General features: G+C 72.5%; 15 protein-coding genes. 14 read left to right on the forward strand and 1 reads right to left on the reverse strand.

Going from position 1 to position 21,460, the window contains the following annotated elements:
• Positions 1-302: 302 nt before the first annotated feature.
• The gene (locus tag ACIQGV_RS19550) at positions 303-605 is read right to left on the reverse strand and encodes a hypothetical protein (RefSeq protein ID WP_402496282.1); all 303 of its coding nucleotides are present in this window, start codon (positions 603-605) and stop codon (positions 303-305) included.
• Positions 606-1,589: 984 nt separating this feature from the next.
• Between ACIQGV_RS19550 and ACIQGV_RS19555 the strand changes: the two genes are divergently transcribed.
• The 14 genes from ACIQGV_RS19555 to ACIQGV_RS19620 all read left to right on the forward strand — a co-directional run bounded on the left by ACIQGV_RS19555 (position 1,590) and on the right by ACIQGV_RS19620 (position 21,459).
• Entirely contained in the window at positions 1,590-3,068 is a 1,479-nt protein-coding gene (locus tag ACIQGV_RS19555; protein ID WP_402496392.1) for a sugar transferase, read from the forward strand.
• A 73-nt stretch (positions 3,069-3,141) separates the two neighbouring features.
• Positions 3,142-4,458 (forward strand): nucleotide sugar dehydrogenase, encoded by a 1,317-nt coding sequence (locus ACIQGV_RS19560; RefSeq protein WP_402496283.1) that lies wholly within the window; start codon positions 3,142-3,144, stop codon positions 4,456-4,458.
• Positions 4,448-5,713, forward strand: coding sequence for a glycosyltransferase family 4 protein (locus ACIQGV_RS19565; protein ID WP_402496284.1), 1,266 nt, complete (start codon positions 4,448-4,450; stop codon positions 5,711-5,713). Before ACIQGV_RS19560 ends, ACIQGV_RS19565 begins: the two co-directional genes overlap by 11 nt.
• Complete coding sequence (locus ACIQGV_RS19570; RefSeq protein WP_402496285.1) at positions 5,710-7,077, forward strand: Wzz/FepE/Etk N-terminal domain-containing protein; 1,368 nt, start codon at positions 5,710-5,712, stop codon at positions 7,075-7,077. The genes ACIQGV_RS19565 and ACIQGV_RS19570 overlap by 4 nt, the downstream gene beginning before the upstream one ends.
• The gene (locus ACIQGV_RS19575) at positions 7,074-8,627 is read left to right on the forward strand and encodes a Wzz/FepE/Etk N-terminal domain-containing protein (RefSeq protein WP_402496286.1); all 1,554 of its coding nucleotides are present in this window, start codon (positions 7,074-7,076) and stop codon (positions 8,625-8,627) included. Before ACIQGV_RS19570 ends, ACIQGV_RS19575 begins: the two co-directional genes overlap by 4 nt.
• A gap of 3 nt (positions 8,628-8,630) precedes the next feature.
• A complete protein-coding gene (asnB, locus tag ACIQGV_RS19580) occupies positions 8,631-10,565 on the forward strand; it encodes an asparagine synthase (glutamine-hydrolyzing) (RefSeq protein WP_402496287.1) in 1,935 nt (644 codons plus the stop codon).
• A gap of 18 nt (positions 10,566-10,583) precedes the next feature.
• Entirely contained in the window at positions 10,584-12,770 is a 2,187-nt protein-coding gene (locus ACIQGV_RS19585; protein WP_402496288.1) for a bi-domain-containing oxidoreductase, read from the forward strand.
• The gene (locus ACIQGV_RS19590) at positions 12,767-14,734 is read left to right on the forward strand and encodes an alginate lyase family protein (protein ID WP_402496289.1); all 1,968 of its coding nucleotides are present in this window, start codon (positions 12,767-12,769) and stop codon (positions 14,732-14,734) included. The genes ACIQGV_RS19585 and ACIQGV_RS19590 overlap by 4 nt, the downstream gene beginning before the upstream one ends.
• Before the next feature lie 16 nt (positions 14,735-14,750).
• Positions 14,751-16,265, forward strand: coding sequence for a right-handed parallel beta-helix repeat-containing protein (locus ACIQGV_RS19595; protein WP_402496290.1), 1,515 nt, complete (start codon positions 14,751-14,753; stop codon positions 16,263-16,265).
• Between the two features lies 1 nt (position 16,266).
• Entirely contained in the window at positions 16,267-17,499 is a 1,233-nt protein-coding gene (locus ACIQGV_RS19600; RefSeq protein ID WP_402496291.1) for an O-antigen ligase domain-containing protein, read from the forward strand.
• Between the two features lie 2 nt (positions 17,500-17,501).
• Positions 17,502-18,773, forward strand: coding sequence for a glycosyltransferase (locus ACIQGV_RS19605; RefSeq protein WP_402496292.1), 1,272 nt, complete (start codon positions 17,502-17,504; stop codon positions 18,771-18,773).
• Positions 18,774-20,009 (forward strand): class I SAM-dependent methyltransferase, encoded by a 1,236-nt coding sequence (locus tag ACIQGV_RS19610; RefSeq protein WP_402496293.1) that lies wholly within the window; start codon positions 18,774-18,776, stop codon positions 20,007-20,009.
• Positions 20,006-20,815 (forward strand): glucose-1-phosphate cytidylyltransferase, encoded by an 810-nt coding sequence (locus tag ACIQGV_RS19615; protein WP_402496294.1) that lies wholly within the window; start codon positions 20,006-20,008, stop codon positions 20,813-20,815. The genes ACIQGV_RS19610 and ACIQGV_RS19615 overlap by 4 nt, the downstream gene beginning before the upstream one ends.
• Positions 20,812-21,459 (forward strand): PIG-L deacetylase family protein, encoded by a 648-nt coding sequence (locus tag ACIQGV_RS19620; RefSeq protein ID WP_402496295.1) that lies wholly within the window; start codon positions 20,812-20,814, stop codon positions 21,457-21,459. The genes ACIQGV_RS19615 and ACIQGV_RS19620 overlap by 4 nt, the downstream gene beginning before the upstream one ends.
• Position 21,460: the final 1 nt, after the last annotated feature.

Genomic DNA, 21,460 nt, shown 5'->3' on the forward strand with positions numbered 1-21,460 from the left:
CGCCCGCTGACGCGGAGGTGCGTCGCGCCGGTGCCGCCGCCCACATGGTGATCGGGCGCGAGGCCGTCTCGACCCGCCCGGTGGCCGTCAGGCACCGGATCGCGCCCCTCGGCAGGGCCCTGCGGCCTCCCGTCGACGTGCTGCCGGCACGGGTGTCCGGGAACACGCCCGCCGTCCCGCATGCCCGTGAAGCCTTCGGCACACGGGAAGAAGCGAGCCGTCGAGTCCTTTCCCCCGCCCGGCAGGCGAACCGGCCCTGCCGCCGCCTCACACACACGGTCGTCTCGTCGGACGTCCAGGGCTCATGAGCCTGAAACCGTGTCAGCACGCCACGCGGCGTCCGGCGGCCGGTCCGGCGGTTCCCGCGGCAGCCGGTGGTACATGGCCCGTTCCCGGTCCGGCCCGGCTCCGTAGGCTTCGAACAGCGGCTCCTCCCGTCCCGGGCCGGCCTGCGGGACGCCGGTGAGCGCGCCGGGCACGCGCCCGACGGTGCCGCAGCGCTGAAGGTCTTGATGCCGGTCCGCCGCCCGGCGCAGGCGTGCCGCCTCGTCCGCGAGGCCGACGCCGCGGACGCCGCCGCCGACGGCGGCCGGTGTCCGTTTCACGGACCGCCGCTCATCGCCCGGGCCGACCTGGAACATCAGTCCGTCGAGTTCGGAGCCCGACGGCACGGCGTGCGGGCGGGCCGGAAAACACTTTCGCCACAGGCGAGTTGGCATTCAGCGCATGCCTCTGATCCATGGCGGTCACTCGGCGTCACCCCCGGCGGCAGACCCGTTCCGCCCGTCCGGCGGGCTCCGTCCTCCCCGGCGAGGGACGCGTCACCGGGAGCGGACGCCGGGTGGATGCCTGCGCAGCCGACGGACGCCGGGGCCCGGTCTTCTGCCGGGAGGCGGTGGCCGTTGCGGACGAAGCGCCGAACGTCCTGGCAGTCGGCGTCGTCCACGGTGGACCCGGGGGTGCCCGTGGTGCCGTGGACGCACGACGCCGCTCCCGCATTCGCCATTGGTCCAGTCCACAGTGGGGCGCCGGCCCGTCGGCGGACGCCGTGCCGGCGGCGGCCGGGGGCGCGGCGCCGCCCGGTCCCGGCGGAGCGGCCGAACCGGAGCCCCTCAATCCCCCTGCACGGAGAGTAGTCGATGATGTTCAGCCAGTTTCAAATCTTGGGCACAAATTGCACACACACCTCTCTTCATACCGGCTTCGATGGTCTAGATTGACCATGCTTCAGCTGTTCGAGCATGAAGCGACCAATAAATGATCTATGGATCCGGCTGCGCGGAAAGCCTGCGGCCGCATCCCCGGCGCCAGACGTGGGGTGATCGTTTTCTTGGATCCCGTCAGGGGGACTCGGGCGCGGGGAGCGCCTGAGATGTCGACGGGTTTCCGTGCACCTCGAGGGTCCGGCAGGACATGCGTGTCCGGCCGCCAGGGCGGGTTGGTCAAGTAGCCCTGGAACAGCCGGAGTTGCAGTGCGGGAGGCGGGGGCCTCCCGAGGGGAGGAGCAGTGCGGCGGGGGCGGGGGCCCCCGAGGGGGAGCAACAGTGTTAGGCGAATGCGTCGAACCACTGGGAACCTTGGGGGGTTCTGTGCGGCAAGGGGGACTTGTCAGTGCGTTTCCATCGGCGCGCGGGCGTCTGGCGAACGGAGCGCTCAGCCAGCCCGCGAGCGACTGGGAACAGCGGTACCGACGTACCGTGATCATCAGCGACACCGTGGCCACCGCCGTCGTGGTGGCGGCGATCGGCAACTTCTTCGGGGCCCGGGACGCGGCCAACTGGCACGAGAAATGGGGAATTCTCGCCTTCGGCACCGAGCTGCTGGTGCTGGGGACGCTCGCGGTGAGCAGGGCGTGGGCTCCGGCCGTCCTCGGCCAGGGCGCCGAGGAGTTCCGCCGGCTCGGGCGCTCGCTGTTCGCGGCGACCGTCGTCCTGGCGCTCGGCGGCATCGCGCTCACCTCGCGCAACATCAAACTCTGGATCTTCGTCGCGATCCCCGCGATCGCACTCGTCACCATGGTCGCGCGGTATCTGCTGCGCCTCTGGCTGCACAGACAGCGCAAGGAGGGGCGGTGCCTGAGACCGGTGCTCGCCGCCGGGAGCCCGGCCACCGTGCACGACCTGATCACCCGGACCCGTAAGTTCCCGCACCTCGGCTGGCGGGTGGACGCGGTGTGCACGACGGACGGTCCGGAGCTCGGCCTCGACGAACTGGACGGAGTGCCGGTCGTCGGCCGGCTGACGGACGTCGCCCATCATGTCCGCCGCGACGGCTACCGCGTCGTCGCGGTCACACCGGACCCGCACTGGTCGCCGAACCGGCTGCAGCGGCTGGCCTGGAACCTCGAGGGCAGCGACGCCGAGATGGTCGTGGCCCCCGTGCTGATGGAGGTGGCCGGTCCGCGGCTGCACGTCGACGCGGTGCTCGGGATCCCGCTGCTGCGGGTGAGCATGCCGACGTTCAGCGGAGGCCGCCGGGTGGTCAAGGAGGTCGTCGACCGGGTAGGCGCAACGTTCCTGCTCCTGCTGTTCGCGCCGCTGATGATGTTCGTCGCGCTGCTCGTGCTGGTGGACAGCCGGGGTGGGGCCTTCTACCGCCAGCGCAGGGTCGGCAAGGACGGCCGCGAGTTCACCATGTACAAGTTCCGCACCATGGTCGCCGGTGCCGACCGGGCGCGGGCCGGGCTGGCCGACCGCAACGAGGGCGCCGGCCTGCTGTTCAAGCTCCGCCGGGATCCGCGGGTGACCCGGGTGGGAACCGTGCTGCGCCGGTACTCGGTCGACGAGCTCCCGCAGCTTTTCAATGTGCTCACCGGATCGATGTCGCTCGTCGGTCCGCGGCCTCCGCTGCCGGAGGAGTCCGCCGCGTACGGCCCGGACATACGGCGGCGGCTGCTGGTCAAGCCCGGACTGACCGGCCTGTGGCAGATCAGCGGACGCAGCGACCTCTCGTGGGAGGAGGCGGTCCGGCTGGACCTGCGGTACGTGGAGGACTGGTCGCTCGCCCTGGACACGGTGATCTTGTGGAAGACGCTGCGTGCGGTGCTCTACGGGCAGGGGGCCTACTGATGCGCGGGAGTCGTCGTCCGGCCGGCGCGCGAACCGCAGGCCGACAGGGCCTGCCTGGGGGGAGGAACAGGACATGAAGGTCAGTGTTTTCGGGCTCGGCTACGTGGGCTGCGTGTCGGCCGCGTGCCTGGCCAGCATGGGCCACGAGGTCATCGGCGTGGACGTGAACCAGGTGAAGGTCGACCTGGTCAACGACGGCAGGGCCCCGGTGGTCGAGGAGCGCATCGGCGAGCTCGTCGCCGACGTCGTACGGACGGGAGCGCTGCGCGCCACCGACGACGTCCGCGAGGCGATCATGGACAGCGAGGTGTCCCTGATCTGCGTGGGCACGCCCTCGGAGCCCAACGGCAGCCTGTGCACCACCTACTTGGAGCGGGTCACGGAGCAGATCGGCCAGGCGCTGGCCGAGCGGGGCGGGCGGCACACCGTCGTGTTCCGCAGCACCATGCTCCCGGGCACCTGCCTGAACCTGCTGGTGCCGATCCTGGAGAAGTACGTCGGCGGCACGGCCGGGGTGGACGTCGGGGTCGCGGTCAACCCGGAGTTCCTGCGTGAGGGCACGAGCGTGCAGGACTTCTTCGACCCGCCCAAGACCGTCATCGGCGAGCTCGACCCGGCGAGCGGCGACGTGGTGGCGGCGCTGTACGACGGCCTGCCCGGCGAGGTGTTCCGGGTGCCGGTCCCGACGGCCGAGGCGATCAAGTACGCGGACAACGCGTTCCACGGCCTCAAGATCGGCTTCGCGAACGAGCTGGGCGCGGTGTGCAAGGCGCTCGGGGTGGACCCGCACCAGGTGATGGACGTGTTCCTGGCCGACCGCAAGCTGAACATCAGCCCCGCCTATCTGCGGCCCGGCTTCGCCTTCGGCGGGTCCTGCCTGCCCAAGGACCTGCGCAGCCTGGTCCACGCGGCGCAGCGGGCCGACGTCTCGGTGCCCATCCTCTCCCATGTGCTGCCCTCCAACGCCGACCATCTGCAGCGCGCGGTGGAGCTGGTCGAGCGCACCGGCAAGCGCCGGGTGGGCCTGTTCGGGCTGTCCTTCAAACCCGGCACCGACGACCTGCGCGAGAGCCCGCTGGTCGAGATGGCGGAGCGGCTCTTCGGCAAGGGGTACGACCTGAAGATCTACGACGCCAATGTGAGCCTCTCCCGGCTGCTCGGCGCGAACCGCGAGTACATCGAGACCCGGCTGCCGCACCTCGCGCAGCTGCTCGCGGACTCCGTCGACGAGGTGCTGGAGCACGCCGAGGTGTGCCTGGTCGGGACCAGGGATCCGGCCGTGCTGTCGGCGCTGCCCCACGGTGACGGCCCGATGATCGTCGACCTCGTCCGCCTTCCCGACGCCGAGACGCGCCGGGCCGAACCGGGATACATGGGCCTTGCTTGGTGACACGACCAGCGGCGACCGGCCGGACCGGCGCGCGCTGATCCTGGTGGAGAACCTGTCGGTGCCGTTCGACCGGCGGGTGTGGCAGGAGTGCACGACGCTGCGCGACGCGGGCTGGACGGTGCACGTCATCTGTCCGCAGGGAAGCAAGCGGGACACGGAGCCGGAGGCCGTGATCGACGGGGTGCGGATCCACCGCTACCCGTTGCGCGCGGCCACCGGAGGGCCGGCCGGCTACCTGCGCGAGTACGGATCGGCGCTGTGGCACACGGTCCGGCTGGCCCGGAAGGTGGGCCCGGTCGACGTGGTCCACGCCTGCAACCCGCCCGACCTGCTGTTCCTGCCGGCGCTGTGGCTGAAGCGGCGCGGAGCGCGGTTCGTCTTCGACCAGCACGACCTGGTCCCCGAGCTGTACCTCTCCCGGTTCGGCCGTGGCAAGGACCTGCTCTACCGCGCCGTGTGCGCGCTGGAACGGCGGACCTACCGGGCCGCGGACGTCGTGCTCGCCACGAACGAGAGCTACCGCGACGTCGCGGTGCGCCGTGGCGGCCGGCAGGCGGAGGACGTCTTCGTAGTGCGCAGCGCACCCGACACCGACCGGTTCCGGCCCGTGCCGCCCGAGCCGGACCTCAAGCGCGGCAAGCCCCATCTGCTGTGCTACCTCGGCGTCATGGGCCCGCAGGACGGCGTCGACTACGCCTTGCGGGCCCTGGCGAAGCTGCGCGACGAGGTCGGGCGCAGCGACTGGCACGCGGTGTTCGTCGGCGCCGGCGACACCTTCGACGCGATGGTGGAGCTGTCCCGGCGGCTCGGGCTCTCGGACCAGGTGCAGTTCACCGGGCGCATCCCGGACGCCGATCTGGTGCGCTACCTGTCCACCGCGGACGTGTGCCTCTCCCCCGACCCGCACAATCCGCTCAACGACGTGTCGACCATGAACAAGGTCCTGGAATACATGGTGATGGGCCGGCCGGTCGTCTCCTTCGACCTGCGCGAGGCGCGGGTCTCCGCCGGTGACGCCGCCGTCTACGCCCCCGCCGACGACGAGGCCGAGTTCGCCAGGCTCATCGCGCTGCTGCTGGACGACCCGGAGCAGCGGGCCCGGATGGGCAAGATCGGCCAGGAGCGGATCAACGGGCCGCTCTCCTGGCGGAACTCGCAGGCGTCTCTGCTCGCCGCCTACGCCGCCGCCTGCCGTGACCGCGCTCCGGCGCGGACGGCCCACACGGACCGGGGAAGGAGGAGACCGCACCGTTGAGCGATGACACCATACGCCTGGTCACGATCGGGCGGATCGTCCGTCGGCGCTGGCGACTGCTCGCCGTCCTCACCGTGATGGGGGCGCTCGTCGGCTACGGCACCTCCTTGCTGTTCCCTCCGCGCTACACGACGTCGGCATCGGTACTGCTGCCGGGGGCATGGGAGGAGCGCGAGCTGCTGACCCAGACGGAGATCGCGACCAGTTCGGTAGTGGTCGACCGCGCGGCCGCCGCGCTCGACTGGCCCGGGGTCGGCGGCACCGAGCTGCGGGACCGGGTGAGCGCCGAGGCCACCGACGGGAACATCATCAAGATCTCGGGCACGGCCGACACCCCGCGGCGCGCACAGCAGCTCTCCGACCAGGTGGCCCAGCAGTTCGTCACCTTCGTCGCGCGGATCGCGGGCGACAACGCCGATCCCGAGGCGGCGGCACGGCCCGAGGAACTGCGGCAGATGGTGGTGAAGGCCAGCCGCCGCATCACCGAACTGGCCGACACGGCCGGTACGGGGCAGACCGTGGAGAGCGTGCAGACCCGCACCGAGCTCGCGAAGCTGCGCACCGCCCTGCAGGAGGCCGTCAACAAGCTGGAGCAGGCCGACCCGGCGGCCGGCCGGGCCAACATGGTCCTCATGGGGCCGGCGACCCGGCCGACCGGTGAGGCACCGCCGACGAGGATGCAGCTCGTCGTCGCCGGGGCACTGCTGTTCTTCCTGCTCGCGGTCGTCGGTCATCTCACCGCCGCGCGGATGAGCCGCCGGCTGCGCACCGAACCGGAGATCGCCGCGGCGCTGGGCACGGCGCTGCTGGGCACCGTCGACGTGCCCGCCGAACGGCCCGCGCACCGGCAGCAGGACCGTGGCCCGCGGGCCCGCGCCCGCCGGCTGCTGGGCCTCGACGTCCGGTGGGACCTCCCGGCGCCGCGGGCGTCCGGCGACGAGGCCGACCGGCAGGTCCGCTACCGGCGTGTGTGCGCCCGCCTCCGGGACCGGCTGCCGGTCCCCCAGCGGCTGCTGGTCGTCGTCCCGGACGGTGACGAGGCCGCCCACCGGGCCGCCGCGCAGCTCGTCGCCGAGGCCGAGGGCGATCCGCTGCTGCGCGTGGTGAAGGTCCCGGTGTCCCAGCCCCTGGTGCCGGACCGCGACAACGAGTCCGGTGCCCTGGTCGTGCTCAGCGCGGGCAGCTGGACGGCGGCGGAGCTCACCGGCGTCGCCGAGGCATGTGCGGACGCCAGGCACGAGGTCGTCGGTGTCGTTCTCGCCGGAACGGTCTGGGGCTCTCCCCCGCGGTCCGGCAGCCGTCCGCGCGACGGCGCCGCTGTGGCGCTCGCGGCCGGCGACCCCGCGACGGGAGGTCCCGCATGACGACGAGTACAACCGCGCAGCCGTCGGCCGCCGCTCCGCTGCTGGACCTGCAGGCGCTGGTGGTGGCGGTGCGCAGGCGGCGCCGGCTGTGGTGCTCCGCGGCGCTGCTGGGGCTGCTCCTCGGCGCGGCGGTCGCCGTCCTGCTGCCGCCGCCGCCGACCGCGGTGACCAAGGTGCTGGTCGCGCACCAGGCGGACCAGCCCAACGACCCCGGAACGCTGATCCGTACCGACGCAGCACTGCTGCACACGACGCGGATCGCCGACAAGGCCCTGCGGTCCCTGAGGTCCCCGGAGAAGCCGGAGGACTTCATGCAGGACTACGAGGGTCTCGGCCTGACCAACAACCTGCTGCAGATCACGGTGACCGGTGACAGCGACGCGGCGGCGGTGGCACGTGCCGGGGCGCTGGCCGACGCGTTCGTCGCGGACCATGTCCGGCGGATACAGGAAGCCGCGGACGCCGAGGCCAAGAGCCTGCTCGCCCAGCGTGACCGTATGCGGGACGAACTCGCCGAGGTCAACAGGGCGATCGGGGACGCGTCTCCGGAGAGCGAGCCGGAGGCGTCGGCGGACATGGAGTCGCTCTTCGCCCGCCGGGCCGAACTCACCTCGCGGATCACCGATTTCGGCCAGCGCGCCGCGGAGGCGCGCATCGGCACCCCCCAGCTCGTCGCGGGCACACAGATCGTGGACGCCCCGCGCGCGGTACGGCACTCCCTGCCCAGGACCGCCGCCACCGACGCCGCGATCGGGCTGGTCCTCGGGCTGGTCCTCGGGCTCGCGGTGGCCGCGGTCGGCGTGGTGGTGGCGGACCGCCCCGTGCTGCGCCGGGAGATCGCGGCGAACCTCGGCGCCTCGGTCGTCGCCGAACTGCCCCGCCGGGCGCCCCTGCTGTGGCGGCGCCGGCGGATCCGGGCGGCCCGCGAGCGGCTCACCACGTCCCTGGCCCGCACCGTGCGCGGCTCCGCGGAACCGGTGTCGCTGCTGGAACTGGGCTGTGCGCGCAGCACGTGCGGGATCGCCCTGGACCTCGCCAGGGCGCTGGCGGCGGAGGAGCCGGTGGTCGTCGTCGACGCCCTGCCCGGTCTTCAGCTCGCCGGGCGCCGCCCGGACCCGGCGGACCCGACCGTGGTCAGCGGCGAGCGCGCCGCGGCCGTGTCGCCCCAGGAACGCCGGCTCGGCGTCGGCTCGGTGGCGCCCGGCACGGCGTGGACCGACCTGCGGTACCTCGGCACCCGGACCGTGCTCGTGGTGCGCGCCGGGCACGGCAACGCCGCATGGCTGCACACCGTGGCACGCCAGCTCGCGGACCAGCGCATCACGGTGATCGGTGTGGTGCTGATCGACCCCGATCCGCGTGACCGGACCGACGGCACGCTGTGGGACGGGCTGCACACCGCGCCACGGGGCCGGAACGAACGGCCGGCCCGCCAGAACGGCGGGGTCACCTCCCACACCGTTCAGGCAGTGGGAGAGGGCCGGCGGGGGACGGAGAGGCTGCCGATGCCGGCGGCACGGGTCCCGGACAGCGACCAGGAGGCGCGGTAGTACATGTGTGGCATCGCAGGCACTTACCGGTGGCCGGACGGGAAGGCCGTGACCGACCGGCTCACCGAGACCCTCGCCCACCGCGGTCCGGACGGGGCGGGCCGCTACAGCCACTCCGCCGGCGACGGCGAGGTGCATCTCGGGCACCGTCGGCTGGCCATCATCGACCTGTCCGAGACCGGCGCCCAGCCGATGGTCTCGGACGGCCTCGTCCTGACCTACAACGGCGAGCTGTACAACGCGCCCGAGCTGCGTGCCGAGCTGTCGGCCGCCGGGGTGCGCTTCCGCGGCACCTCCGACACCGAGGTGCTGCTGGAGGCATGGCGGCGGTGGGGCACCGACTGCCTGCCCCGGCTGCGCGGCATGTTCGCGTTCGGGGTCTTCGACGAGCGGACCGGTGACCTGGTGCTCGCCCGTGACCAGCTCGGCATCAAGCCGCTGTTCCTGCTGCGGCGCGGCGAGGGGCTGGTGTTCGCCTCCGAGCTGAAGGCACTCGCCGCCGTGACCGGCGGATCGCTGGAGGTGGACCACGCGGCCATGGTGGCGTCGCTGCTGTACTACTGGGTGCCGGACTCGCGGTGCGCGTTCCGCGAGGCGGAGAAGCTCCCGCCGGGCAGCTGGCTCAGGTGCCGGCCCGACGGCCGGGTGGAGCGCGGCCGGTACTGGAATCTGCGGGACGTCGCCGCCGAGGGCCAGGAGCGGGCCCGGGCGGGTGAGCGGCCGGACATCGCCGCCGTCGTCGAGGAGTCGACCCGGCGCCATCTGCTGTCCGACGTCCCCGTGGCGACCTTCCTCTCCGGCGGGCTGGACTCCAGCTACCTGACCGCGCTGGCGGCCCGCGACCGGCCCGGGATCTCCGCCTACACGATCGGGTTCCGCGCCGAGGACGCCCGGTTCGAGGCGATGCCGGACGATCTGCGCTATGCCCGGAAGGTGGCCGAGCAGTTCGGTGTCGACCTGCACGAGATCGAGATCGCTCCGAACGTGCTCGACCTGCTGCCGCGGATGACGTACCACCTGGACGAGCCGATCGGTGACCCCGCCGCGATCAACACGTTCCTGATCTGCTCGGCCGCCCGGGAGGCCGGGGTCAAGGTGATGCTCTCGGGGATGGGTGCCGACGAGCTGTTCGCCGGGTACCGCAAGCACCTGGCCAACCTGATCGCGCTGCGCTACCAGCGTGTCCCGCGGCCCCTGCGGCGCGGGGTGTCCGCGGCCGTGGACCGGCTGCCGGTCGCCACGGCCCGCCGGGGATACCGGTCGGTGCGCTTCGCCAAGCGGTTCCTCTCCTTCGCCGACCTGCCGGAGGAGACCGCGTTCCGGCGCAGCTACACCATGTACGACCGGGGCGAGCTGCTCGCCCTGGTCGACCCGGATCTGGCCGGGACGGTCGAGGACGTGCTGACCGAGCATGCGGACGTCTACCGGGACAACGCCCTCGACGACTTCGTCAACCGCATGTGCCTGGGCGACGCCCGGATGTTCCTGCCGGGCCTGAACCTCGCCTACACGGACCGGTCGAGCATGGCCGCGTCGACCGAGGTGCGGGTGCCGTACGTGGACGTCGAGGTGGTGAAGGCGGCGTTCACCGTGCCCGGTGACCGCAAGATCGTCGGACGGCAGGGCAAGGCCGTCCTCAAGGAGGCGGCCACCTCGGTCCTGCCCCGGGAGATCGTGTACCGGCCCAAGGGCCTGTTCAGCGCCCCGCTGCGGGCCTGGATGAGCAGGGACCTGGCGCCGCTGGTGCGCGAGGTGATCCACGACGGCGAGCTCGTCAGGTCCGGGCTTCTGCGCCGGGACGCGCTGGAGCGCATGGTCGCCGAGGACGCCGCCGGGCAGCGGGACTTCTCCAAGCATCTGTGGCATGTGCTGACCCTCGAGTACTGGTACCGCGGCGCGACCTCCGGGTCCGGCCGGAACTCTCCCTCGACTGTGTAGAGACAAGAGGACTTTCGGGTGAAACAGGTAGTGCAGAACTACAAGAGCGGCGAGCTGGCGGTGCTCGACGTGCCGGTGCCGGGCTGCAAGCCGGGCGGGGTGCTGGTCCGCAGCGCCTTCTCGCTGATCTCCACCGGGACCGAGCTGATGAAGGTGTCCGAGGCCGGCATGTCGATGCTGGGCAAGGCGCGTTCCCGGCCGGACCAGGTGGCCAAGGTCATGCAGAGCGTGGCCGTCAACGGGGTGCCCGCCACCTACCGCAAGGTGATGGGCAAGCTGGACTCCTACACGCCGCTGGGTTACTCGCTGTGCGGGGTGGTCGAGCAGGTCGGCACCGGGATCGACGATGTGAAGGTCGGCGACCTCGTGGCCTGCGCGGGCAACGAGCACGCGCTGCACGCCGAGCTGAACTGGGTGCCGAAGAACCTCTACGCCCGGGTGCCGGACGGGCTCGCGCCGCAGCACGCGGCCTTCGGCACGGTCGGGTCGATCGCGTTGCAGGGTGTCCGCCAGGGCGAGCCGCAGCTCGGCGAAGTGGCGCTGGTCATCGGCCTCGGTCTGATCGGGCAGCTGGTGGTGCAGCTGCTGACCGCCTCGGGCGTCCGTGTCGTCGGGGTCGACCCCGACCCGGCGCGCTGCGAGCTCGCCGAGCGTCTCGGCGCCGCGGCCTGCGGCGACCCCGCGTCCGCGGCCGTGGAGACCGCCGTCGCCGAACTCACCGACGGTCACGGTGTGGACCAGGTGTACCTGGCCGCCGGCGGCGGCAGCAACCAGCCCGTCGAGCTGGCCGCCCGGATGAGCCGGGACCGCGGCCGGGTCGTCGACATCGGCAAGTGCCGTCTGGACCTGCCGTGGAACGCGTACTACGAGAAGGAGCTCGACGTCCGGTTCTCCCGCAGCTACGGCCCCGGGCGCTACGACCCGGAGTACGAGCTGGAGGGGCGGGACTACCCGATCGGCTATGTGCGCTGGACCGAGCGCCGCAACCTGGCGTGCTTCCTCGACCTCGTCGCCCGCGGCCGCGTCGACGTGGACCCCCTGGTCTCCCACATTGCCGACTTCGACGACGCCGTCGAGACCTACCGGCGTCTGAAGGACGGCGATCTGAAGGCCGTGGCCGTGCTGTTCCGCTACCCCGGGCAGGCGGCCGAGGCGCCGCAGGCCCCGGCGGTGGCCGTGCCCGCGGTGAAGCCGGGCAACGCCCCCGTGTCCGCCTCGGGCCGGGGCGCGAAGTCGCCGGTGCGGCTGGCGTTCGTCGGCGCGGGGAACTACGCGACGTCGATGCTGCTGCCGCATCTGGCGCAGCGCGACGGCGTCGAGCTGTCGACCGTCGTCACCACGACGGCGCTGTCCGCGGCCAACGCGCAGCGCAAGTTCGGCTTCGCCGAGGCGACCACCGACCTCGACGCCGTGCTCGGCGACAAGGCGATCGACGCGGTGTTCGTGGTCACCCGGCACAGCTCGCACGCCGAACTGACCCGCAAGGCGCTGCTGGCCGGCAAGGCGGTGTTCGTGGAGAAGCCGCTGGCGCTCGGCGAGGACGAGCTGGCCGGTGTGCTGGAGGCGGTGGAGGAGTCCGGCAACGACCGGCTCCAGGTGGGCTTCAACCGCCGGTTCTCCCCGCTGCTCCAGGAGGCCCGCAGGCAGTTCGGTGCCCGGACCGGACCGGCGAACCTGCGCTACCTTGTCAACGCGGGCCGGCTCGCGCACGGCAGCTGGTACCTCCAGCAGGGCACCGAGGGGTCCCGGTTCGCCGGTGAGGGCGGGCACTTCATCGACACGGCGAGCTGGCTGCTCGACGCCGACCCGGTCTCGGTGTACGCGGTCGCCCCGTCCGGCAACGAGGATCTGCAGGTCGTCCTGCGCTACCCGGACGGGTCCACCGCCACCATCAGCTACGTCACCACCGGTGCGCCCGGTTTCCCCAAGGAGACGCTGGACCTCGTCGCGGACGGCAGGGTGCTGCGGCTCGACGACTTCGTCCGCGCCTCGGTCTACGGCCGTAAGAAGTGGGTCAGTTCACGGCTGCCCAAGGCCCGGGACAAGGGCCAGAACGCCGAACTGGCCGCGTTCGTCAAGGCCGTGCGCACGGGCGGGCCGATGCCGGTGCCGCTGGAGTCGCTGGTCGCCACCACGGCGGCCACCCTCGCCGTGCAGGCCGGTCTGGCCGCCGGCGCGCCGGTGACGTTGGCGAGGGCTCGATGACCATGAGCGCGGGCTGGTACCTGCGGCGGCTGTCCCGGATGGGCCCGCGGGAGGTCGCCGGCCGGGTGGGCGACACGGTGCGCAGACGGCGGTGGCGGTCGGCGCGGCCGGACAGCCCGAGCGTGACCGGCACCCGGTTCACCGCGGTCCTGCCCGCGGGCACGGTCGCGGCGGTGCCGCCGGACGCCGTCAAGCGGCTCGTCGCCGAGGCGGACCGGCTGATGGCCGGGCACGCCGAGTACTTCGGGGTGGACCGCGACGACCTGGCCGACCCGGACTGGTCGTACGACCCGAAGACCGGGCGCCGGGCTCCGCTGGTGTACGCCTTCGACGTGCCGTACCGCGACGAGGACGCGGTCGGGGACATCAAGCAGATCTGGGAGCTGTCCCGGCACCAGTACCTCACCCGGCTCGCCGCCGCCTACGCGGTCACCGGGGACGAGCGGTACGCCGAGCGGGTGGCCGAGCACCTGCGGTCGTGGTGGGCGGCCAACGCGCCGCTGCGCGGGGTGCACTGGACCAGCGGCATCGAGCTGGGGATCCGGCTGCTGTCCTGGGTGTGGATCCGCCGGCTGCTGGACGGCTGGCCGGGCGCGGCCGCGCTGTTCGAGGACAACCCGGTCGCACGCGACCAGATCTGGCACCACCAGCGCTGGCTGGCCGCCTTCCCCAGCCGGGGGTCCTCGGCGAACAACCACGTCATCGCCGAGGCCGCCGGGCAGTTCGCCGCGGCCTGCGCGTTCGGCTGGTTCCCCTCCTCGGCGCGCTGGCGGGCCGACGCGCTGCGGTCGCTGGAGCGGCATCTGCGGGCGAACACCTTCGGCTCCGGCCTCAACCGCGAACTGGCCACCGAGTATCACGGGCTGGTGCTGGAGCTCGGTCTGGCCGCGGTCGCCGAGGCGGATGCCGCCGGTGTGCCGGTCCCCGCGACGGTCCGGCTGGTGCTGCTGCGGATGACCGACGCGCTCGCGGCCGTCGTGGACAACCGGCTGCGGCCGCCGCGCCAGGGGGACGCCGACGACGGACACGGTCTGGTCGTGGACGGAACGGGCACCGACCGCTGGGGCTCGCTGCTGGCCACCGGGGACGCCGTGTTCGGCCGGCTCCCCTGGTGGCCGGAGGTGACCGGCACCGATGTGCGCACCCCTCTGCTGGCCGCGCTCATCCGGCCGTACGCCCGAGAGGGAAGCGCGCCCGCCGTGTCCCGCCCGGCGAGCCGGCCGGCCCACTTCGCCGACGCGGGCATGACCGTCCTGCGGGGCCCGGAGGAGATCTGGGTCCGCTGCGACGGCGGTCCGCACGGATTCCTGTCCATCGCCGCGCACGCCCACGCGGACGCGCTGTCCGTGGAGGTCCGCCACGACGGCGTCGACGTCCTCGCCGACCCGGGGACGTTCTGCTACCACGGGCAGCCCGAGTGGCGGCAGTACTTCCGCTCGACCCTCGGCCACAACACCCTGCAGCTGGACGGCACCGACCAGTCCGTCTCCGGCGGCCCGTTCCTGTGGACCCGCCAGGCCCGCAGCCGCGTCCTGGTCGCGGACACGTCCGGCGGGGACACGGCCCGCTGGTGCGCCGAGCACGACGGCTACCCGGGCTCGGTGCACCGCCGCCGGGTGGAGCTGACGGCCGCGAGCCGGGAGCTGAGGGTGGTCGACGAGGTGCGCGGCCCGCGCCGCCCCGCGCGCCTGGCGTTCCATCTCGGCCCGGCGATCGCCGTGGACCTGGTGGGCGACCGGGCCGTGCTCACCTGGACCCGGGACGGCGAGGACCGCTCCGCGACGCTCGACCTGCCCGGGCAGCTGAGCTGGCGGGCGCACCGCGGCGAGAGCGACCCGCCGCTGGGCTGGTACTCCGCCGGCTTCGGACGCAAGGAACCCGCCACCACGCTGATCGGCACCGGTTTCGCCGACGGCACCGCGCTGTCGGGGGACTTCACCACCGTACTCAGGTTCCGCGGCTAGCGGGGAGGGGGAACTCTTGGGGATCAAGTGGCGGCACCGGGCGGCGTCGGCCGCGGCGCTGGCCCTGCTGGCGGTGACCGGCTGCGACGACACGCCGGCCGCGCAGCCGAAGCCGACCGCCGCGCCGTCCACGCCCGTGGCCCGGGTGTGCGCCCGGCCCGAGCCCGGGCCGGCGACGGCTCCGGCGGGCGCGGTGACGGTCGACCCCGCGGTGGCGGGCGACCTGGCCGCGAAGACCAGGAGCAGCCCCCCGGACACCACCTTCTGGCTCCGGCCGGGCAGACACAGGCTCGGCCCGAACCGCTACGCCCAGGTCGTCCCCAAGGAAGGGAACACCTATCTCGGCGCGCCGGGCGCGGTGCTCGACGGCCGCAGGACCAACCAGTACGCGTTCGGCGGCACCGCCCGCGACGTCACCCTCCGCCATCTGACCGTGCAGGGGTTCGTCGCGCCGCACGACGAGGGCGTGGTCAACCACGACTCGGCCGACGGGTGGGTGATCGAGCACACGACGATCCAGAACAACTCCGGCGCCGGGCTGATGGCCGGCGCCCGCCAGCAGGTCCGCGCCAACTGCCTGCGCGGCAACGGTCAGTACGGCATGAACGCGTACAAGGACCCCGGTCTCATCAGCGGCCTGGTGGTCGAGGGCAACGAGATCGTGGGCAACAACAAGGACGACTGGGAGCGGCGGCGGCCGGGCTGCGGCTGCGCCGGGGGCGTCAAGTTCTGGGCCGTCGACGGCGCCGACGTACGCGGCAACTGGGTGCACGACAACCGCGGCCCCGGGCTGTGGGCGGACACCAACAACAACGACTTCCGCATCGAGGACAACCTGATCGAGGACAACGACGGTGCCGCGCTGATCTACGAGACCAGCTACAACGCGGTCATCCGGAAGAACACGATCCGGCGCAACAACTGGGTCGAGGGCCGCAGGCACGCCGACCGCGGCGACACCTTCCCCTTCGCGACGGTCTACGTGTCCGAGTCCGGCGGTGAACCGCGCGTACCGGCCCGCACGGACAGGATCGAGATCTACCGCAACGTGCTGGAGAACAACTGGTCCGGCATCACCCTGTGGGAGAACGCCGACCGGTTCTGCAACAGTCCGGCCAACACCTCCTCCGGCGCCTGCACGCTGCTCGTGAAGGACACCGGCCGCTGCGCACAGCCGGCGATCGCCACCGCACCGCTGCTCGCCGACTGCCGCTGGAAGACCCAGCGGGTGGACATCCACGGCAACCGCTTCGTGCTGGACAAGTCCGTCGTCGACTGCACGGTGAAGTGCGACCGCATGGCGGTGCTGGCCAACTACGGCACCTATCCGGACTGGTCGCCGTACCAGGGCGACGTGGTGGCCGAGGCGATCACCCTCAGGCAGCACAACCGCTGGCACGGCAACGTCTACGTCGGACCGTGGACGTTCGTCGCCCACGACCCGAGCCGGGTCCTCGACTCCGGGCAGTGGCAGGACACGCCCTACCGGCAGGACGCGGGCAGCACCTTCCGCGCACGGGACCGTGGTTGAGATGGACACCGACCGCACGCCGAGGATCGTCGGCGCGGCCTGGGGGCTGCTGATCCTCAACACGCTGGGCTCCGCCGGGGCGAAGACCATCGTCCCGCTGCCCCGCTCCCTCATCCAGATGGCCACCATGGGCGCGCTGGTCGCCGCGTTCGTGCTGGCGCTCGTGGTCAATCGTCCCCTGCGCATCCGGCCCAGCGCCTTCGTGCTCCTGCTCACCCTGCTGCTGGTGCCGAGCGTGATCTCCAGCGCGAACCTGGAGTCCGGGTTCGGCGCGCTGTTCCGCTGCGGCCGGCTGGCCCTCTTCGTCAGCACGCTGTGGCTGCTCAGCCGCTGGTGGGACGGCGGCGACACGTTCGTCCGGCACCACATCCGGATGTATCTGGCCGTGCTCGGGTCGGTGGCCGCCGGCCTGGTCGTCTCACCGGGCGCCGCCCTGCCCGAGCTCTACGGCGGGCGGCTGGTCGGCGCGTTGTGGCCGCTCACCCCGCCGCAGATCGGGCAGTACGCCGCGGTGATCATCGGCCTCACCGTGCTGCTCGTCCTGGGCCGCCGCACCGACAGGACCAGCGCGACGGTGGTCATCGTGCCGTCGCTCGTCCTGCTCGCGCTGACCCACACCCGCACGGCCACGCTCGGCCTGCTCGCCGGGCTGGCGCTGGCGATCGGCTCGCTCGTCCTGACCAGCGCCGCCGCCCGCCGGTTCTTCGCCTGGGCGGTGCTGTGCGCCGCGGTGGCCGCGGTGGGATTCGGCTCGATGCTCCAGGCGTGGTTCCTGCGCGGGCAGAGCCAGGAGAACTTCTCCAGCCTCACCGGTCGCGCCAAGGTCTGGAACGCCCTGCTGGCGGCACCCCGGACGACCTCGGAGTATCTGTTCGGCGCGGGTCTGGGCGACAAGTCGTTCGGCGGGCTGCCCATCGACAACAGCTGGCTGGCCGTCTACCAGGAGCAGGGTGTCACCGGGGTCACCCTGGTCGCGGCGGTCGTCGTCGTGCTGGGCGGCGTCGCGCTGCTGCGTCCTCCGTCGCTGTCGAGGGCCTGCGCGATCTTCCTGATCAGCTACTGCGCGATCGCGTCGTACACCGAGGCCGGGCTGGGCGACGCCTCGCCGTATCTGCTGCATCTGGCCGTGGCCGCCTCGCTGCTCGCGGCACCTGCCGCGACCGCTCCCCCGCCGGTGCCCGAAAACCCTCGACGGCGCATCCCCCGATGGGCCCGTCGATCGGAGGTGATCTGAGCATGCACGTCCTCGTGGTGCACAACCGCTACGCCTCGGCACAGCCGAGCGGGGAGAACAAGGTCGTCGACCAGGAGGTGGCGCTGCTGCGCGGGGCCGGACACCGGGTCGAGCTGTTCGAGCGGCGCAGCGACGACATCGCCGCCCGCTCGCTGCCGGGCAAGGTCGCGGTGCCGCTGCTGGTGCCGTGGAACCCGGCGGTGCGCTCGGAGCTCGCCGTGAAGCTCCGCGCCGAACGGCCGGACGTGGTGCACGTCCACAACGTCTTCCCGCTGCTGTCGCCCGCGGTGCTGGCCGCCTGCGCCGACGCCGGTGTGCCCGCCGTCGCCACGCTGCACAACTACACCCAGATCTGCCCGCCCGGCACGCTCCAGCGGGACGGCCGGCCGTGCACCGAGTGCGTCGGGTCCACGCCGCTGCCCGCCGTCCGGCACGGCTGCTACCGCGGCTCCCGGCTGGCGACGGTGCCGCTCGCGGTCAGCATGTCGGTGAACCGGAAGCGGTGGTGGTCCGGTGTGGAGCGGTTCTTCTGCATCTCCGCGGCACAGCGCGACGTCCTGGTGCGGGCCGGCATGCCCGCCGAACGGCTGGCGGTGAAGCACAACTTCGTGCCCGACCCGGACGACTGCCGGACAGGCCCCGGCGAGCATGTGCTCTACCTCGGCCGGCTCGCCGAGGCCAAGGGCGTACGGCTGCTGATGACCGCGTGGGACGAGCTCGCCGCCGGCGGCGGTGTCGGCGTACCGCTGGTGATCGCCGGGGCGGGGCCGCTGGAGCCGGAGGTGACCGCCTGGGCGGCGGGCCGCGACGACGTGCGCTGTGTCGGCCTGTACGACCTGGCGCAGTGCCGGCGGGCCATCGCGCGGTCGGTCGCCGTGGTGGCTCCGTCGACGTGGCTGGAGGCGTTCGGCCTGGTGGTGGTGGAGGCGATGGCGGCGGGGGTCCCGACCGTCGCCGCCGGTCACGGCGCCTTCGTCGAACTCGTCGAGGACGGGAGGACCGGGCTGCTGCACCGGCCGGGCGAGTCCGCCTCGCTCGCGTCCGGCCTGCGCCGGATCACGGCCGATCCGGACACGAACCGGGAGATGGGACTGGCGGCCCGGCGCCGGTACGAGCAGCACTTCAGCCCGGCCGTCGGGCTGGAGCGACTGCTGGAGGGGTACCGCACCGCGATCGCGGGGCGGTCCGGCGACGGGGACGGCCCGCCGCCGGCAGGGGACGAAAGCACTGGCTCGCGGCGGGGACTCCCGCGCGAGCGGGATGGGGGGCACTAGATGACACGATGCCGACTCTGCGGCTCGGCGGCGCTGGAGAGCGTCGTCGACCTGGGGGCGACCCCGCCGTGCGAGAGCTTTCTCGCCGCGGACCAGCTCGACCGGCCCGAGCCGACGTACCCGCTGCACCTGCGGGTCTGCACCGACTGCTGGCTCGCGCAGATCCCGCCGCTGATCGAGCCGGAGGAGACCTTCACGGAGTACGCGTACTTCTCCTCCTACTCGACCTCCTGGGTGGAGCACGCGCGCACGTTCGTAGCCGACGCCGTGCGGCGGCTGGAACTCGGACCCGACGCATTCGTGGTCGAGGTCGCGAGCAACGACGGCTATCTGCTGAAGCACGTGGTGGACCGCGGGATGCGCTGCCTCGGCATCGAGCCGTCGGTGAACGTCGGCGCCGCGGCGCGGGAGGCGGGAGTGCCCACCGTCACGGAGTTCCTGTCCCCGGACACCGGCGCGGCCGTCCGCGCCGAGCACGGACCGGCGGACCTGGTCGTGGCCAACAACGTGTACGCGCACATCCCCGACGTCGTCGGATTCACCCGGGGGCTGCGCGCGCTGGTCGCCGACGACGGCTGGGTCTCGATCGAGGTGCAGCACCTGCTGACCCTGATCGAGGACAACCAGTACGACACGATCTACCACGAACACTTCCAGTACTACACGGTCGCCTCCGCGATCCGGGCGCTGGCCAGCGGCGGACTCACGCTGGTGGACGTCGAACTGCTGCCCACGCACGGCGGCTCCGTCCGGCTGTGGGCCCGCCCGGCCGAGGTGGCCGGAGAGCCGACGCAGCAGGTGGCCGACGTACTCGACCGGGAGAAGGCCGCCGGGCTCCAGGAGCTCTCCGGGTACACCGAGTTCTCCGCCCGGGTGGCCAAGGTGCGCCGGGACCTGCTGAAGTTCCTCGTCGAGGCGGCCGAGCGCGGCGAGACGGTCGTCGGCTACGGCGCCCCGGGCAAGGGCAACACCCTGCTCAACCACTGCGGCATCCGGCCCGACCTGCTCGCGTACACGGTCGACCGCAACCCCTACAAGCACGGCAGGTTCACCCCGGGCACCCGCATCCCGATCCTGGTGCCCGACCGGATAGCCGCCGACAAGCCGGACTACGTCCTCGTCCTGCCGTGGAACCTGCGGGCCGAGCTGACCGAGCAGCTGTCCTTCGTGCACGAGTGGGGCGGCCGGCTGGTCTTTCCCATACCGGAACTGAGCATTGTCGAGGTCAAGGCATGAAGGTCGTCCTGTTCTGCGGCGGTTACGGGATGCGGATGCGCAGCGGCGCCTCCGACGACGTGCCCAAGCCGATGGCGATGGTCGGCCCGCGACCGCTGATCTGGCACGTCATGCGCTACTACGCACACTTCGGGCACACGGAGTTCATCCTGTGCCTCGGGTACGGCGCGCACCACATCAAGGACTTCTTCCTCAACTACGAGGAGACGACGTCCAACGACTTCGTGCTGCGGGGCGGACGGACCGAGCTGCTGTCCACCGACATCTCGGACTGGACGATCACGTTCGCGCAGACCGGCGTCGAGTCACCGATCGGGGAGCGGCTGCGCCGGGTGCGGCACCATCTGGACGGCGACGAGATGTTCCTCGCCAACTACGCCGACGTGCTCACCGACGCCCCGCTGCCGGAGATGATCGACCGGTTCGCCCGGCGCGACGCCGGTGCGTCGATGATGGTGGTGCCGCCGCAGTCCTCGTTCCACTGCGTGGACCTGGGCGAGGACGGCCTGGTGGGGGGCATCACTCCGGTGAGCGAACTGCCGCTGTGGGAGAACGGCGGCTACTTCGTGCTCCGCCAGGAGGTCTTCGACCACATCCCGGAGAACGGGGACCTGGTCGCCGACGGCTGCGCCCAGCTGGCCAAGCAGGGAAGGCTGGTGGCGCACCAGCACCGCGGCTTCTGGAAGCCGACCGACACCGTGAAGGAGCGGGCCGCGCTCGACGACGCCTACGCCCGGGGCGACCGCCCGTGGGCCGTGTGGGAACGGGACGGCGCGGCAGCGGAGGCCGGGGTGGGGACCGCGTGATCCGGCTCGGCACCGGGCGCCTGGACCGGATCGTCGCGGTGGGCGCGCACTGCGACGACATCGCCATCGGCGCCGGCGCCACCCTCCTGACGATGTGCCTCGCGCGGCCGGGTCTGCGCGTCGACGCGCTGGTGCTCTCCGGCGCCGGCAGCGAGCGGGAGCAGGAGGAGCAGGCCGCGCTCGCCGCCTTCTGCCCGGGCGCCGATCTGCGCCTCACCGTGGACAAGCTGCCCGACGGACGGCTGCCCGCCCACTGGGAGGAGGCCAAGGGCGCGGTCGAGGAGCTGCGCGCGCGGACGGAACCGGATCTCGTGCTGGCCCCGCGCACCGACGACGCGCACCAGGACCACCGCGGTCTGGCGAAGCTGATGACCACCGCGTTCCGCGACCATCTCGTGCTCGGCTACGAGATCGTCAAGTGGGACGGTGATCTGGGCCGTCCGGCCGCCTACCAGCCGCTGTCGCCGGAGATCGCCGAACAGAAGGTGCGGCTGCTGCAGGAGCACTACCCCTCGCAGCGGCACCGGCCCTGGTACGACCGCGAGGCGTTCCTCGGTCTGGCCCGGATCCGCGGCATCGAATGCCACGCGCGCTACGCCGAGGCGTTCGCCGTCACCAAACTCACTCTCGACCTGGGGGAATGAA

Origin of the sequence: Streptomyces sp. NPDC093094, assembly GCF_044754345.1 — a bacterium.
GTDB lineage: Bacteria > Actinomycetota > Actinomycetes > Streptomycetales > Streptomycetaceae > Streptomyces.

Bases quoted from the DNA above. Each gene is read 5' to 3' on its own strand.
- asnB (WP_402496287.1), top strand. From the start codon at position 8,631: ATGTGTGGCATCGCAGGCACTTACCGGTGGCCGGACGGGAAGGCCGTG.
- ACIQGV_RS19590 (WP_402496289.1), top strand. From the start codon at position 12,767: ATGACCATGAGCGCGGGCTGGTACCTGCGGCGGCTGTCCCGGATGGGC.
- ACIQGV_RS19600 (WP_402496291.1), top strand. From the start codon at position 16,267: ATGGACACCGACCGCACGCCGAGGATCGTCGGCGCGGCCTGGGGGCTG.
- ACIQGV_RS19605 (WP_402496292.1), top strand. From the start codon at position 17,502: ATGCACGTCCTCGTGGTGCACAACCGCTACGCCTCGGCACAGCCGAGC.
- ACIQGV_RS19615 (WP_402496294.1), top strand. From the start codon at position 20,006: ATGAAGGTCGTCCTGTTCTGCGGCGGTTACGGGATGCGGATGCGCAGC.
- ACIQGV_RS19575 (WP_402496286.1), top strand. From the start codon at position 7,074: ATGACGACGAGTACAACCGCGCAGCCGTCGGCCGCCGCTCCGCTGCTG.
- ACIQGV_RS19610 (WP_402496293.1), top strand. From the start codon at position 18,774: ATGACACGATGCCGACTCTGCGGCTCGGCGGCGCTGGAGAGCGTCGTC.
- ACIQGV_RS19560 (WP_402496283.1), top strand. From the start codon at position 3,142: ATGAAGGTCAGTGTTTTCGGGCTCGGCTACGTGGGCTGCGTGTCGGCC.